The 14,574-nt window shown below is 70.4% G+C and carries 15 protein-coding genes and 2 tRNA genes; 7 read left to right on the top strand and 10 right to left on the bottom strand.

What is annotated here, in order from left to right; genetic code table 11:
- The first annotated feature begins 141 nt into the window (after positions 1-141).
- Complete coding sequence (locus tag ACT53O_RS13930) at positions 142-642, top strand: DUF2076 family protein (RefSeq protein WP_378793061.1); 501 nt, start codon at positions 142-144, stop codon at positions 640-642.
- Positions 643-673: 31 nt separating this feature from the next.
- Here the strand turns inward: ACT53O_RS13930 and ACT53O_RS13925 are convergent, their stop codons facing one another.
- On the bottom strand, positions 674-1,165 hold the full coding sequence (locus ACT53O_RS13925) for a GNAT family N-acetyltransferase (RefSeq protein ID WP_378793059.1): 492 nt from the start codon (positions 1,163-1,165) through the stop codon (positions 674-676).
- A 128-nt stretch (positions 1,166-1,293) separates the two neighbouring features.
- Between ACT53O_RS13925 and arr the strand changes: the two genes are divergently transcribed.
- Complete coding sequence (arr, locus tag ACT53O_RS13920; protein ID WP_476153058.1) at positions 1,294-1,716, top strand: NAD(+)--rifampin ADP-ribosyltransferase; 423 nt, start codon at positions 1,294-1,296, stop codon at positions 1,714-1,716.
- A 32-nt stretch (positions 1,717-1,748) separates the two neighbouring features.
- Here the strand turns inward: arr and ACT53O_RS13915 are convergent.
- The 6 genes from ACT53O_RS13915 to ACT53O_RS13890 form a co-directional block, all read right to left on the bottom strand.
- A tRNA-Ser gene (locus ACT53O_RS13915) sits at positions 1,749-1,840 on the bottom strand.
- A 100-nt stretch (positions 1,841-1,940) separates the two neighbouring features.
- Entirely contained in the window at positions 1,941-3,242 is a 1,302-nt protein-coding gene (locus ACT53O_RS13910) for an LCP family protein (protein WP_112931866.1), read from the bottom strand.
- Positions 3,243-3,277: 35 nt separating this feature from the next.
- Positions 3,278-3,362 (bottom strand) — tRNA-Ser (locus ACT53O_RS13905).
- A 96-nt stretch (positions 3,363-3,458) separates the two neighbouring features.
- The gene (locus ACT53O_RS13900; protein ID WP_476153056.1) at positions 3,459-4,388 is read right to left on the bottom strand and encodes an HAD family hydrolase; all 930 of its coding nucleotides are present in this window, start codon (positions 4,386-4,388) and stop codon (positions 3,459-3,461) included.
- Complete coding sequence (gene serS / locus ACT53O_RS13895; protein WP_476153054.1) at positions 4,385-5,662, bottom strand: serine--tRNA ligase; 1,278 nt, start codon at positions 5,660-5,662, stop codon at positions 4,385-4,387. The genes ACT53O_RS13900 and serS overlap by 4 nt, the downstream gene beginning before the upstream one ends.
- 81 nt (positions 5,663-5,743) lie before the next feature.
- Complete coding sequence (locus ACT53O_RS13890) at positions 5,744-6,235, bottom strand: hypothetical protein (protein ID WP_295776521.1); 492 nt, start codon at positions 6,233-6,235, stop codon at positions 5,744-5,746.
- 102 nt (positions 6,236-6,337) lie between these two features.
- Between ACT53O_RS13890 and ACT53O_RS13885 the strand changes: the two genes are divergently transcribed.
- Positions 6,338-7,360: a diacylglycerol/lipid kinase family protein gene (locus ACT53O_RS13885; RefSeq protein ID WP_204947791.1), complete on the top strand. Its 1,023-nt coding sequence runs from the start codon at positions 6,338-6,340 to the stop codon at positions 7,358-7,360.
- On the opposite strand, the gene ACT53O_RS13880 is transcribed toward ACT53O_RS13885, so the two are convergent.
- Together ACT53O_RS13880 and ACT53O_RS13875 are read right to left on the bottom strand one after the other, a co-directional pair.
- Positions 7,357-7,953: a TetR/AcrR family transcriptional regulator gene (locus ACT53O_RS13880; protein ID WP_036317665.1), complete on the bottom strand. Its 597-nt coding sequence runs from the start codon at positions 7,951-7,953 to the stop codon at positions 7,357-7,359. The genes ACT53O_RS13885 and ACT53O_RS13880 overlap by 4 nt on opposite strands.
- A 5-nt stretch (positions 7,954-7,958) precedes the next feature.
- Positions 7,959-8,510 (bottom strand): hypothetical protein, encoded by a 552-nt coding sequence (locus tag ACT53O_RS13875; RefSeq protein ID WP_378793049.1) that lies wholly within the window; start codon positions 8,508-8,510, stop codon positions 7,959-7,961.
- A 122-nt stretch (positions 8,511-8,632) separates the two neighbouring features.
- On the opposite strand from ACT53O_RS13875, the gene ACT53O_RS13870 reads away from it, so the two are divergent.
- Positions 8,633-9,979 carry a cryptochrome/photolyase family protein gene (locus ACT53O_RS13870; protein WP_476153050.1) on the top strand — a complete coding sequence of 449 codons (1,347 nt, stop codon included), beginning with the start codon at positions 8,633-8,635 and terminating at the stop codon, positions 9,977-9,979.
- A gap of 14 nt (positions 9,980-9,993) precedes the next feature.
- On the top strand, positions 9,994-11,073 hold the full coding sequence (locus ACT53O_RS13865) for an LLM class flavin-dependent oxidoreductase (protein ID WP_433719235.1): 1,080 nt from the start codon (positions 9,994-9,996) through the stop codon (positions 11,071-11,073).
- 110 nt (positions 11,074-11,183) lie between these two features.
- On the opposite strand, the gene pheA is transcribed toward ACT53O_RS13865, so the two are convergent.
- On the bottom strand, positions 11,184-12,167 hold the full coding sequence (gene pheA, locus ACT53O_RS13860) for a prephenate dehydratase (protein WP_036316138.1): 984 nt from the start codon (positions 12,165-12,167) through the stop codon (positions 11,184-11,186).
- 23 nt (positions 12,168-12,190) lie between these two features.
- On the opposite strand from pheA, the gene ACT53O_RS13855 reads away from it, so the two are divergent.
- Both ACT53O_RS13855 and pgm read left to right on the top strand, forming a co-directional pair.
- On the top strand, positions 12,191-12,826 hold the full coding sequence (locus ACT53O_RS13855; protein WP_231560275.1) for a hypothetical protein: 636 nt from the start codon (positions 12,191-12,193) through the stop codon (positions 12,824-12,826).
- A 33-nt stretch (positions 12,827-12,859) separates the two neighbouring features.
- Positions 12,860-14,503, top strand: a complete 1,644-nt coding sequence (gene pgm / locus ACT53O_RS13850) for a phosphoglucomutase (alpha-D-glucose-1,6-bisphosphate-dependent) (RefSeq protein ID WP_476153047.1) — start codon at positions 12,860-12,862, stop codon at positions 14,501-14,503.
- Positions 14,504-14,574 lie beyond the last annotated feature (71 nt).

Genomic DNA, 14,574 nt, shown 5'->3' with positions numbered 1-14,574 from the left:
CGCCGTCGGGCGAGGGGTGTCCGCCGGTCGGCGAGCGTTCCCGGCCGCCCGGCGGATGGGCCCGCAGTCCCCGGCGACCGAGCATGGAAGAGCGCGGCCACGGCACCCGACGCCGATCCGCGCCGAACGAAAGGACATGCCATGCAGACTTCGGATGTGCGACTGATCGTCGACCTCGCCGACGCGGTGCGCGGTGCGGGACCGATCCAGAAGGATGCCGAGGCGGCCCGCCTGATCGATCAGCTGATCGGCACGCAGCCGGACGCCCTGTACTTCCTCGTGCAGACCGTGCTGCTGCAGAAGGAGGCTCTCGCCGCAGCGGGCGCGCCCGCCGCCACGCCTCCGGCAGCGCCCGCGACCGCCGCGCCCGCCGCCGCGGAGGAGAGCCCGCGCCCACGCTGGGGAGGCCTGTTCGGGTCCCGGCGCGACGGCGGAGCCGATCAGGCGGCACCCGCCGGTGGTGGCGGTGGTGGCAGCTTCCTGCGCACCGCGGCCGCCGGAGCAGCAGGCGTCGCGGGCGGTGTGCTGCTCGCGCAGGGCATCTCCAGCATGTTCACACCTCCCCCCGCAGCCCCCGCGCCGTCCGCCGACGGTGGCGACGACGACGGTGACGACGGGTGGGACATGGGCGACGTGTTCTGACGGGGACCGTACGCCTGCGCAGCGGAGGACGTCAGCCCCCGGTGGCGTCCGCCGCTGCGATCTCCTTCTGCAGGAACACCTGCGCGGTGCCGTCCCCCTGATCGATGCGTGCGCTCTCCCGATAGCCGCGGCTCTCGTACAACGCGATGTTCTGCGCACTCAGCGATCCGGTGAACAGCTCCGCCCGCCGGCATCCGCTCTCGACGCCTCGCTGTTCGACGGCCTCCAGCAATCTCGATCCGATGCCCTCACCCTGCTGATCGGGAGCGATCGCGATCCGGCCGACGAGGAGCATATCCCCATCGGCGACGGCGCGCGCGACCCCCACCAGTCGCGTCCCCGCGATCGCGACGCAGCCGAGGTTGTCGCGCAGTTCGAACTCGACTTCCTCCAGCGTCTGAGTGAGCGGGGCCATATCGGGGTCGCCGTAGATGAGCGCCTCGGCGACGAAGGCCGCCCGCTGCACGGTCAGCACCTCGCCCGCGTCGGACGGGTGGATGGGGCGGATGGTGATCTGGGGCATGGGGGGTCTCCTGACGACCTCACGAGACTGACGCGGATTCCGCATGAACGTCAATCCCCTTGCCGGTTCTCTCGGCAGGAGAACTCGGCACGCGCACTCGAGAACCGCCGGCGACCTACGCTGACAGCATGAGCGCAGCCGACGAGACAGGTCCCTTCTTCCACGGCACGGTCGCCGACCTGCACCCGGGCGACGTCCTGAGCCCGGGGTTTCGATCGAACTATCGACCCGAGGTCGTGATGAACCACATCTACTTCACCGCGCTGCTGCCCGGCGCCGGCCTCGCGGCCGAGCTCGCCGCCGACCTCGCCGCCGACGGCCGCGCTCCTCGCGTGTACCTCGTCGAGCCGACAGGTGCCTTCGAGGACGATCCGAACGTCACCGACAAGAAGTTCCCCGGAAACCCGACCCGCTCCTACCGCAGCGCGCAGGCATTGCGTGTGGTCGAGGAGGTCGCGGACTGGCCGCGGTTGACACCGGAGGAGCGGCAACTGTGGCGCGAGCGCATCACGTCCCGACCGCCCGAGAAGCGCGGCGAGATCATCAACTGACGGGGAGCGTACCGCCGCAGCGAAAGGCAAAGTGGCGGAGACGGAGGGATTTGAACCCTCGGTCCCCGTAAGGGGACTCCACCTTAGCAGGGTGGTGCACTAGGCCTGACTATGCGACGTCTCCAGGCGCTGCCGGTCGAAACCGCGCGAACGCACCCCGCAAGCATAACGGTTTCGGAGCGTGCTGCCGAACCGGATGCCGCCGCATCCGGTCGACGGCACGATCAGCGCTGGGCGACGGTGCAGGTCACCTGGGCCGCGGTCTGCCCGGTGATCGAGGACGGCAGCTGCACGGCCTCCTGCGTGGGCGTGGGTGCCGCAGCCGTCGCGCCGGCGTCGCCGGTGGCGGTCGGGCTGGGCGTGGCGCCCGGGTCGGCGGGCGACGGCGTCGCCTCACCGACGACCTCGGTGCCGTAGCCGTCGCTGGTCGACCCGGTCAGCTGGATCGGCTGGTTGTTGGCGAGCGCGTCGAAGAGCACCTTGGCCGCCGAGGTGACGGGGTCGACACGGGAACCGCCGGTCGCATACACCGTGGGGTACTGCACGAAGACGATGTCCTGGTACGGCACGCTGCGCACCGCCATCGCGATCTGCACCATCCGCTGCGGGTTCGCGAGGGTGGAGCTCAGCACGACCTGTGGCGGGTCGGCGGTCACCTGCGAGATCGCGGTGTTGGCGAGGTTGAAGAGGGTCGCCGGGTTGCCCAGCACGCCCTCGGACTGCAGCTTGCGCACCAGAGAGCTCAGGAACTGCTGCTGGTTCGAGATGCGGCCGAGGTCCGAACCGTCGCCGATGCCGTGACGGATGCGGAGGAACTGCAGGGCTTCGACGCCCATCAGCGTGTGCTCGCCCTTGGTCAGGTTGAGCCCGGTGTGGCTGTCGCTGATGTCGTCGGCGACACAGACGTCGACGCCGCCGATGGCGTCGGACATCGCGATGACACCCGTCCATCGCGTCGCGGCGGCGAACTGGATGTCGATGCCGGTCAGCTTCTCGATGGTCGCCACGGTGCACGACAGGCCGCCGTACATGTACGACGCGTTGAGCATCTGACCGCTCATCGCGGAGTACTGCGTGCCGTCCGGGCCGGTGCACGAAGGGATCGGCACGATCATGTCGCGCGGGAAGGAAACGACCGTGACGCGACGCGGCTGATCGGAGATGTGCACGAGCATCGTGACGTCGTTGCGCTCGCCGTCGGTGTCGCCGGCCTGGCAAGCACCGGAGAGGGCGGCGTTGGGCCCCTCGCACGAGTCGGTGCCGACGACGAGGATGTTGGCGCCGCCCTCGATCTCGCCGAGCGTGGGCGGAAGCGCTTCGTCATCGCCGCCGATCGAGACACCGGCGGCCTGTACGGCACGCGCGGCATCCCACACATAGAACGCGCCCACGGCCGTCGTGCTCACCACGGCGACCGCGACGATCGCCGCGAGGATCGCGAGCACCTGCGAAAGCGGGTGCGGAGACTTCAGGATGCCGTGGCGGGCGACGGGCTGCCGACGAGGGCGCTCGGGGCGTGGACTCACGGGGGACCTTTCGACAGCGGGCACGACCGCTTCTGCGGAGGGTGTGGGATTCGAACCCACGGGACATCTCTGCCCACCGGTTTTCAAGACCGGGTCCATCGGCCGCTCGGACAACCCTCCCGATGGATGCCGCGGCATCCCTCAGACAGGCGACGAGTCTAGTCGACGCACGATGCCCATCATCGCGCGTCGTCCTGGGCGGCGGCTGAAAAGACGTCAGAGTTCGCGCAGGATGTCGGCGACGCCGCCGGCGTGCACCGAAGCCGTGACCTCTCCCGCTTCACGGCGCACCTCGTCGGGCCCCTGTCCCATCGCGATGGCACGGCCGCCGTGATCGAGGGCCCAGCGGAACATGCCGAGGTCGTTGCGACCGTCGCCCATCACCAGCACGCGCTCGCTCTCCACGCCGAGCCAGGTGCGCACGCGCTCCAGGGCGGTCGACTTGTCGACACCCTGCGGCGCGATGTCGAGCCACGCCGACCAGCCCACGGCATACGAGACCTTGGTGAGGCCGATGCGTTCGACGAGGGCCAGGAAGTCCTCGTCGGTCTCATCGGGTGCGACCACGACGACGCGGCAGACGGGCTGCGCGACGAGCTCGGCGAAGTCGACTCGGCGCGCGTGCGCCAGGTTCCAGTCGTCGAGCCGCTCGGTGTAGAGCCGCTCGCCGTCGGCGAGTTCCACCATGTACTTCGCGTGCGGCAGGTGCGCGCGCAAGAGGTCGACGACCTCCGAGGGGTCGAACGTCTCGACGTGGAAGCGCTCGTAGCGGCCTTCTTCCGCGAAGTCGCCCCCGACGCGCTTCATGATGACGGCGCCGTTGGAGCAGACCGCGTACTCCGGGGCGAGCTCGAGCACGTGCTGGATGCCGCGGGTGCCCTCCCAGCTGCGGCCCGTGGCGAGCATCACCTCGTGTCCGGCGCGATGGGCGTGCGCGACGGCGTCCACGACACCCGGGCTGAGGGTCTCGTCCTCCAGCAGCACGGTGCCGTCGACGTCGAGCGCGATGAGCAGGCGCTCCGTCGCGACGGCGGGGTTCTCGGCATCCGTCGCCAGATCGTCGACGAGGTGCGCGGCCTTCGGCGCGTCGACGACCTCGATCGCACCCGTGGGCGGCAGACGGTCTTCGGCGCGCGGGCCGCTCATGCGATCGGCTCCGCCACCTCGAGGCCGCCGAGGTAGGGTCGCAGCACCTCGGGGATCACCACCGACCCGTCGGCGCGCTGGTGCGTCTCCAGCAGCGCCACGATCCATCGGGTGGTCGCGAGGGTGCCGTTCAGCGTCGCGACCGGAGCGGTCTTGCTCGCCACGCCGTCGGCGCTCGGCCGGTAGCGCACGTCGAGGCGGCGCGCCTGGTAGGTCGTGCAGTTGCTGGTGGAGGTGAGCTCCCGGTACGAGCCCTGCGTCGGAACCCAGGCCTCGACGTCGTACTTGCGCGCCGCGCTGGATCCGAGGTCTCCCGCGGCCACGTCGATCACGCGGTAGCTGAGACCGAGGTCCTGCAGCATCTGCTCCTGCAGAGCGACGAGGCGCAGGTGCTCGGCCTCGGCGTCGTCGGGAGTCGTGTAGACGAACATCTCGAGCTTGTTGAACTGGTGCACCCGGATGATGCCGCGGGTGTCCTTGCCGTACGACCCGGCTTCGCGCCGGTAGCAGGTGGACCAGCCGGCGTAGCGCTTCGCGCCGGCGGTCAGGTCGAGGATCTCGCCCATGTGGTAACCCGCAAGGGGGACCTCGCTCGTGCCGACGAGGTAGAGGTCGTCGGCCTCGAGCTTGTAGACCTCGTCGGCGTGCTGTCCGAGGAAGCCGGTGCCGCGCATGACCTCGGGGCGCACGAGCGTCGGCGGGATCATGGGGATGAACCCGGCATCCACCGCGCGCTGGAGCGCGAGGGACATGAGGGCGTACTCGAGGCGGGCGCCGATGCCGGTGAGGAAGTAGAAGCGGCTGCCGGAGACCTTGGTGCCGCGCTCCATGTCGATCGCGCCGAGCTTTTCACCAAGGGCGAGGTGGTCGAGGGGCTCGAAGTCGAAGGATGCCGGTTCGCCGTGCGTACGGACGGTGACGAAGTTCTCCTCGCCGCCGGCGGGAACCCCGTCGATGACGATGTTCTCGATGCGGGCGAGGGCCGCGTCGGCGGCCTCCTCGGCCGCGGTGACCGCCTGCTGCGCCGCCTTCACACGGTCGCTCAGCTCCTTGGCCTGCGCGACGAGCGCGGGCTTGTCCTCCTTCGGCGCCGAGGCGACGGTCTTGCCGTGCGCGTTCTGTGCGGCGCGCAGCTCTTCGAAGGCCGTGATCGCCGCGCGCCGGGCGCGGTCGGCTTCGATCGCTGCGTCGACGGTGTCGGCCGACTCGCCGCGCGCCTCCTGCGAGCGCTTGACGAGGTCCGGATTGTCGCGGAGAAGGGCGAGATCGATCACCCGACAAGTCTAGTTCGCGGGGTCGCCCCTGCTCGGTCGTCGGGCACGACGGCTCGGGGAGCCGTCGCAGACGGCGTGTGTCTAGAGACGGTGCCGAGCCGCGAGGCGCAGTCCGAGGATCAGCGAGGACACGATGTAGGCAGCCATGCCTCCCGCGGAGGCGAAGAACACCCATGCGTTCACGGGTTGCGTCGGATCCAACTGACGCACGAGTGCCATCGCGGCGATGACGACCACGACGATCACGGTCACGCCGAAGTGGAGGGCGTCGGCGCGTTGCATCCCGCGGAACGTGCCGATCCGAGCGGTGCCCATCGCGGCGATCCCGATCGCGGTTGCGAACAGGAGGAGGATCAGCACGGTGCCGAACCAGCCGTAGGCCGTGAGCTGCTCGGTGACGGGCTCGCATGTCGCGAGCAACGGCGCCACACTCCATCGCGCGGTGGCGCAGGACGGGTTCCTGAATACCGCCATGGCGACGAGGGAGGTGCCCAGCGGGATCGCAAGGGCGAAAAACAGGGCGATCCAGCCCGCCCAGCGAACGGCGGAGCGGATCTGACGCGCTTGTCCCATCCCTCCGTTCTACCCGTCCATGGCCACGGTCGCAGCGAGTGCCGCGGCGCCACGATCCGCCCGCCCCGCCGCTGATGTTCACCGCCGGGTATGTTTAGCCGCATGGCATCCGCTGACGTCACTGCACCCTCCGGTGACGAGGCGTCGCCTCGCCGCGCGGCTCTGGTCTACAACCCGATCAAGGTCGAGGTCGATCAGCTGCGCGATGCGGTGACCCGTCACTCCGCCGACGCAGGGTGGGCCGAGCCGCTCTTCTACGAGACGACCGTCGACGAACTCGGCGACGGTCTGGCGCGCGAGGCGATTGCGGCCGGAGCCGATGCGGTGCTCGTCGCGGGCGGCGACGGCACGGTCCGCGCGGTCAGCGAGGCCATGGCGGGCGTGGAGGTGCCGCTGACGATCGTGCCGAGCGGCACCGGCAATCTGCTCGCCCGCAACCTCCAGCTTCCCCTTTCCGATCCCGACGCCATGATCGCGGCGACCTTCGCGGGCGATGTCCACGCGATCGATGTGGGGTTCGCGGAGCTGGTGCGCCCCGACGGACAGCGGGAGGAGCGTGCGTTCGTCGTGATGGGCGGCATGGGTCTGGATGCCGCCATGATCGCCAACACCAGCGGCGATCTGAAGAAGAAGGTCGGGTGGGTCGCCTACGTCGACGGCGCCGCCCGCTCGCTCGTGAAGGCCAAACCCTTCGGCATCATGTACCAGGTCGCCGGCCACCGGATGCACCGCGCACACGTGCAGAGCGTGCTCTTCGCCAACTGCGGCTCGCTGCCGGCCGGTCTGGAGCTGATCCCCGAGGCGTCGGTCGCCGACGGGCAGCTCGACATCGCGATCTTCCAACCCAAGACGGCCTTCGGCTGGCTCGCGGTGTGGCGCCGTGTCGCCTGGGACAACAGCGTGCTGCGCAGGTTCCGCGCCGGACGGCGCATTCTGCGGCTGCGCACCCGGGACAACTCCATCCGGTACGCACGCGGTACCGGCATCCAGATCGCCGCCGGCGTCGCCACGCCGGTGCAGCTCGACGGGGACGAGTTCGGCGAGGCCACGGCCGTCGACGTGCGCATCCACGCCGGCGCGCTCCGGCTCGCCGTACCCACCGGGCACACCTCCCCCACGCTCTAGCGGGGACGGCGGGCAATGTCGTCGAGGTGCGCGACGACCAGGCGGCGCGCCGCCTCCGCGTCATCCTCCCCGCCCCACACCGCGTGCAGGGCGGCGCCATCCAGCAGGGCGTGCAGCCGCTGGGCCTCCAGGTTCGGGTCGCGCCCGACGCCGAGGTCGTCCGCCTCTCGCAGAAGCTCGATGCACGCGCGACACGCCGCGGCGACCCCGCCGTTGAGGCGCAGGACCGAGTCGCGCAGCCGCGCATCGGTGAGAGCGAGCACGCCGAGCTGGATCTGGGCGAGCAGCTCCACCCGCCGGTCATGATCGAGAGGCAACAGCTGCTCCAGGATCTCCTCAGCGAGCCGACGTCCCGCGGAGTGCCCGAGAAGCCCGGCGATGCGCGCGGACACCCGCCGATCGATGAGCAGCAGACAGTGCTCGCGCAGCGCATGCTGCGTGGGAAAGGTGCGCCGCAGCGACGCGACGGCGATGCCTGCCTCGTCTGCCACGCCGCGCACCGACAGTCCCGCGAGGCCGTCGCGCTCGAGCACGCGCAGCGAGGCCGCGGCGATGTCTTGCGTGCGAGCGTCTTGGTCGATGAGCCGGGGCATGAGAGCTAGTGTGCCCCGACGGGCGGCGCTGACGACGCGCGTCGCGGCCAGATGGTGTAGCTCACGGCCCAGATCACGTCGGCGGCGAGGATGATCCCGAGGATCCGAACGTTGACCAGCAGTTCGTCAGCCCCGTTGCCGTCGCGGGCGAGCGCGATCAGCCCCCACGTGACACCGCCCGCGATCACCACCATGACGATGGTGCGCAGCACGTCCTTCCAACACGCGATCGTGTACGCGGTACCCGAGAGCCTGACGGGCGGAGGCCCGGAGGCGAAACGGTGCGCGAAGCGCACGTCGGCCCACGAGATGACCTGATGGCCGAAGGCGACCGAGAAGCCGATGTAGATCGCGGCCAGCCCGTGCTGCCACGAGGCGGTCCCTCCGCGAAGCAAGTCGACGGCCACGAGGATCAACAGCATCACGTCGATCGCCGGAGCCGCGATCAGCAGCGCTGCCCCCAGCCGCGGTCGCCGCAGCGGGTAGCGCGCGAGGAGGCCGGCGAGCACGGCTACCCAGAACCCGACCTCGCACGCCACGATCAGTATGACGATCATGCGACCCGCCTCTCCATGTTTGTGAGCACAACTGTACTCACAAAGATTCCCGCCTCGTACCGCCATCGCCACCGCACACGCAAGGGCTCGCCGCAGCCCGACGCACCCGGCACGATGGAGCCATGCCGGCATCCCCGAGTCTCGTCTGGTTCCGCGACGACCTCCGCCTCGCGGACAACCCCGCGCTGCGTGCGGGCGTCGACCGCGCCGAGCCCGTGATCGCGGTGTATGTACTCGACGAGGAGTCGCCGGGTATGCGTCCGCTCGGCGGCGCCGCCCGGTGGTGGCTGCATCATTCCCTCACCGCGCTCGGCGAGCGCCTGCGCGAGAAGGGCACCCGCCTCGTCCTGCGCCGCGGCGCCGCATCCGAGGTCATCCCTTCACTCGCCCGCGAGGTCGGCGCCGGCGCGGTGTTCTGGAACCGGCGGTACAGCGCGCCCGAACGCGAGGTGGACGCGGGCCTCAAGACGTCACTGCGAGCCGACGGCCTCGAGGTCAGCTCGTTCGCGGCATCGTTGCTGTTCGAACCGTGGACCGTCCGCACCGGCGCGGGGACGCCCTACGGGGTGTTCACGCCGTTCTGGAAAGCGTGTCAGCAGCTTCCCGCTCCGCGCGAGCCGCTCGCGGAGCCGCGCGAGCTGCGCGGGGCGTCGACGTACCCGGCATCCGACGACCTCGACGACTGGGGGCTGCTGCCGACGAGACCGGACTGGGCGGGCGGGCTGCGCGAGCGCTGGACTCCCGGCGAACTCGCCGCACGCCACCGCCTGCGGGAGTTCCTCGCCGAGGATGTCGCCGACTACGACCGCGCCCGCGACGAGCCCGCCGGGGGCGCGACCTCGATGCTGTCGCCACGGCTGCGGTGGGGAGAGCTGAGCCCGTTCCAGGTGTGGCACGCGGCCGTCGAATCGGGCGCCCGCGTGTCCGGCTTCCTCTCCGAGGTCGGCTGGCGCGAGTTCGCCTGGCACACCCTCTTCCACGCGCCGGATCTGGCGACCACGAACCTCAAGCCCGCGTACGACGCGTTCCCCTGGCCCCGACTGAGGCCCTCGATGCTGCGCGCGTGGCAGCGCGGCGAGACCGGGGTTCCCCTGGTGGATGCCGGCATGCGCGAGCTCTGGGCGTCGGGCTTCATGCACAACCGGGTGCGGATGGTGACGGCATCCTTCCTCATCAAGAACCTCCTCATCGACTGGCGACGCGGCGAGGAGTGGTTCTGGGACACCCTCGTCGATGCGGATGCCGCCAGCAACCCGTTCAACTGGCAGTGGGTCGCCGGCTCCGGCGCCGACGCGGCCCCCTATTTCCGCATCTTCAACCCGGAGCTGCAGGCGAAGAAGTTCGATGGCGACGGGCGGTACGTCCGCGAGTGGGCGCCGGATGCCGAGGACAGGGACCCCATCGTCGATCTGAAGGCATCGCGCGACGCGGCCCTGGCGGCCTACGAGGTCGTGAAGAACGCCGGCTGAGATCCGGCGCCGGAATGCGAGAGGCGCGCGCGGGGTTGTCGCTGTCGATGTCTCCCGTACTCTCCGTTCTCGACCTCGTTCCCGTCCGTTCCGGCCAGACCAGCAGCCAGGCCGTCGCCGCCTCGCTCGCGCTGGCGCAGCGCGCCGACGACCTGGGCTATCGCCGTTACTGGTTCGCAGAGCACCACAACATGCCGGCCGTCGCGTCGACGACGCCGCCGGTGCTGATCGCTGCCACCGCCGCACGCACCTCGCGCATCCGCGTCGGCTCCGGCGGCGTGATGCTGCCGAACCACGCGCCGCTCGTCGTCGCGGAGCAGTTCGCCGCGCTCGAGGCCATCGCGCCCGGACGCGTCGACCTGGGCCTCGGGCGAGCACCGGGAAGCGACCCGGTCATCACCCAGCTGCTGCGCATGAGCGGCACCTCCAGCGACGTCGACCGCTTCCCCGAGCACGTCCGCGACATCAGCGCGCTGATGTCGCCCGACGGCGCGACGGTGCGCCTCACGGGCCGCGCCGGCGACGACGACCGCTACGGCATCCACGCGACGCCCGCGGCGACGGGCGCGCCCGAGGTGTGGCTTCTCGGATCGAGTGACTACTCGGCGCAGCTCGCGGCCGCATTCGGGCTGCCCTACGTGTTCGCCAACCACTTCTCGGGCGAGGGCCTCGAGCGGGCACTGGACCTCTATCGCGGCCAGTTCCAGCCCTCGGCGCACCTCGACGCGCCCCGCACCTTCCTCACCGCCAACGCGGTCGTCGCCCCCACCACCGCCGAGGCCGAGGAGCGCATGCTGCCGCAGGCGCGGATGATGGCACGTCTGCGCGGTGGGCGCCCGCTCACGGCGCTGGAAACCGTCGAGCAGGCCGCCGCGTCCGAGGCGGAGGACCGTCTCGCCGGCCCTCTTCTCGACGCGCTGCGGCGGCGCTGGTTCGTCGGGACCGGGGACGACGCGCGCGGGGCGATTGCGGCCTTCGCCGATCGCCACGGCGTCGACGAGGTCATGGTCTCGCCCGTGTCGGGAGCCTACGACGGGGAGCCGATGAACGCCGCGACCGGCCGCGTCCAGACGCTGGAACTCCTCGCAGCCTGAGGCCGCGGATCGGGGCGTTTCGACTCGCTGCGCTCTGCGTTTCGACTCGCTGCGCTCGCTCAACGACCGGCAAGAGATACACCCCCCGGTCGAAACGGCGAAGCCGGAGGTCAGGCCTCGGGGGCGCCGGAGATGAGACCGCGAAGCCAGTCGCGGGCCTCGACGAACACCTCGTCCGAGTAGCGCTCGGGGTAGTGGACGATCGCACGGTCGGCGCGCGGATAGGAGCCGAGGTAGATCATCTTCGGGCTGAACCGCCGCAGACCCAGCAGCGCGTCGGCCATGCGCTCGTCCTGGATGTGCCCGTCCGCATCGATGACGAATCGGTAGCGCCCCAGGGCGTCGCCGATGGGTCGCGAGGCGAGCAGCGACAGGTTGATCCCGCGCGTGGCGAACTGCTCGAGCATCTCCATCAACGCGCCCGGGTACTCCTCAGGCAGCTCGACGATCAGCGAGGTCTTGTCGGCGCCGGTCGGCGCGGGCGGCGCGACGGTGCGGCCCACCAGCACGAAACGGGTGACGGCATTGGCGTTGTCGCCGATCTCCTCGGCGAGCAGCTGAAGGTCGTGGTGTTCGAGGATCGCGGGCGGCGCCACCGCGGCATCCGCGTCGCTGATGCCCTCCAACATGTCGACCGCGGAGGCCACGTTGCTCGACGCCGGCAGGTGCGCATGGTCGGGCACATGGGCCGACAGCCACCGCAGGCACTGCGCGTAGGCGACCGGGTGCGCAGCCACGAGGGTGACGTCCTCGAGGCGGGTTCCCGGGCGGCCGACGAGCACGAAGTTCACGCGGACCAGATACTCACCGATGATTCTCAGCCCCGGCATCGTGGCCAGCGCATCCTGTGCGGTGGACACACCGCCGTCGACCGAGTTCTCGATCGCGATCATCGCGGCATCCGACCGGCCTTCGACCACGTCGGCGAGCGCTTCGGCGACATTGCGCACCGGACGCCAGATCTGGTCGCGCGCCTCAGGCACCTGCGCCAGCGCCGCTTCGGTGAACGTTCCGGCCGGTCCGAGATAGCTGTAGGTACGGCGCGCGGGCACGGATGCCGCAGACGCCTCGGTCGACGAAGGCGCGGAAGTCACGGGTGACAGCCTACGCTGAAGGGGTGATCCGCCGATTCTCCTCCCTCGCCGTCGTCACCGCCGCCATGCTCGCACTCGGCTTGAGCGCGTGCGCGCCCGTCGATGAGAAGCCGGCGACCCAGCCCACGCCGACCGGTTCTGCGAGCGCAACCCCGACGCCGACGCCCACTCCGACAGCGACGCCCTCGCCGTCGCCCACGGCCGACCTCGCCTGCCTCGTCGGCGAGTGGCACATGGGCCAGGACCAGGTCACGGCCTTCTACAACGACGTGAACTCGCTCATGGCGGGATCGGGTGCCAAGTTCACTCCGGTGGGCACCGCGGATCTCATCCTCCGCAAGGACGGGACCTACAAGTGGACCCCGGCCGAGCAGGTCACCGCGAACGTGTCGGGAACGACCATCCTCATCAACTTCAAGGGCTCGATCACGGGCACCTACACGGTCACCGGCAACGGGATCGGCAGCCAGACCCAGGACACGTCGGGCTTGGAGATCGTCGCGACGATCGACGGCAAGGGCACGGACGCCGGGGCCATCAGCCAGCAGATCTCGGTCGCGCCGATCAGCGACGCGAAGTACGGGTGCAAGCCCGAGACGCTGACGCTCATCAACAAGCTGTCCGACAGCACCGCGACCTCGGTCCTGCACCGGGAGTGAGCGGGGGCGCCGCGGCAGTGACAGACTGTGGACATGAGCCGCGCAGGACAGCCAGCCGAAGCCTCCGACCTCGTCGACATCGATGAGCTCATCGCCGCCTACTACGACCTCAAGCCCGATCCCACCGTCGCCGAACAGCGTGTCGCCTTCGGTACGAGCGGCCACCGCGGCTCGTCGCTGAGCACGAGCTTCAACGAGGACCACATCCTCGCGACCACCCAGGCGATCGTCGACTACCGCACGGCGCAGGGCATCAGCGGTCCGCTCTTCCTCGGTCGCGACACGCACGGCCTGTCGCTTCCGGCAGAGCGGACGGCGGTGGAGGTCCTGGTCGCCAACGGTGTGGACGTCCGTACCGACTCCCGCGATTCGTGGGTGCCGACACCGGCCCTCAGCCACGCCATCCTCACCTACAACCGCGACCTCGCCGCCGACGATCCCGCTCGCGCCGACGGCATCGTGGTCACCCCCTCGCACAACCCGCCGCGAGACGGGGGCTTCAAGTACAACCCGCCCCACGGCGGCCCGGCCGACACCGATGCCACCGGCTGGATCGCCGACCGCGCCAATGCCCTCATCGCCGCCGGCCTCGAGGGCGTGCGGCGCACGCCCTTCAAGGACATCGACGCCGACACCCTCGGTTCGTACGACTTCCGTGAAGGCTATGTCGCCGACCTCGGCAGCATCATCGACGTCGCCGCCATCGCGAAGGCGGGCGTGCGCATCGGCGCGGATTCCCTGGGCGGCGCCTCGGTCGAGTACTGGCAGCTGATCGGCGAGCGCTACGGGCTCGATCTCACCGTCGTGAACCCCGAGGTCGACCCGACGTGGCGCTTCATGACACTGGACTGGGATGAGAAGATCCGCATGGACCCGTCGTCGCCGTCCGCGATGGCCGCACTCGTGGCGCGACGCCATGAGTACGACATCCTCACGGGCAACGACGCCGACGCCGACCGCCACGGCATCGTGACGCCGGATGCCGGGCTGATGAACCCGAACCACTACCTGGCGGTGGCGATCGACTACCTGTACGCGCACCGCCCACAGTGGGCGGCCGACGCCGCCGTCGGCAAGACCCTCGTCTCGTCGATGATCATCGACCGGGTCGCTGAGGCGCTCGGCCGGCGCCTGCTCGAAGTGCCGGTCGGGTTCAAGTGGTTCGTTCCCGGCCTCCTCGACGGGTCGGTCGCGTTCGGCGGCGAGGAGTCGGCGGGAGCCTCCTTCCTGCGTTTCGATGGCTCGGTGTGGACGACCGACAAGGACGGCATCCTCCTGTGCCTTCTCGCCGCGGAGATCCTCGCGGTGACCGGCAAGACGCCGTCGCAGCGCTATGCCGAGCTGGAGGCCCAGTTCGGCGCCTCCGCCTATCAGCGCGTGGACGCCCCGGCGACGCCGGCGCAGAAGTCCGCCCTGTCCAAGCTCGCCCCGGAGGCGGTCACCGCGACCGAGCTCGCCGGCGAGCCGATCACCGCGAAACTGTCGCACGCGCCCGGCAACGGCGCCGCGATCGGTGGCCTCAAGGTGCAGACCGCGCACGCCTGGTTCGCCGCACGCCCCTCCGGCACGGAGGACGTCTACAAGCTGTACGCCGAGTCGCTGCGCGGCGAGGAACACCTGCGCGAAGTGCAGGCCGAAGCCCGCGCCGTCGTCGCTGCCGCGCTGGGCGACGCGTGACACGCACCGATCGCTGACCGCACGAACGGAAGCGGCCCCGGCCCCCGACGAGGGGGACGGGGCCGCTTCCG

Source organism: Microbacterium sp. DMC48, assembly GCF_056313825.1.
This window is presented reverse-complemented; position numbering and strand designations above follow the sequence as displayed.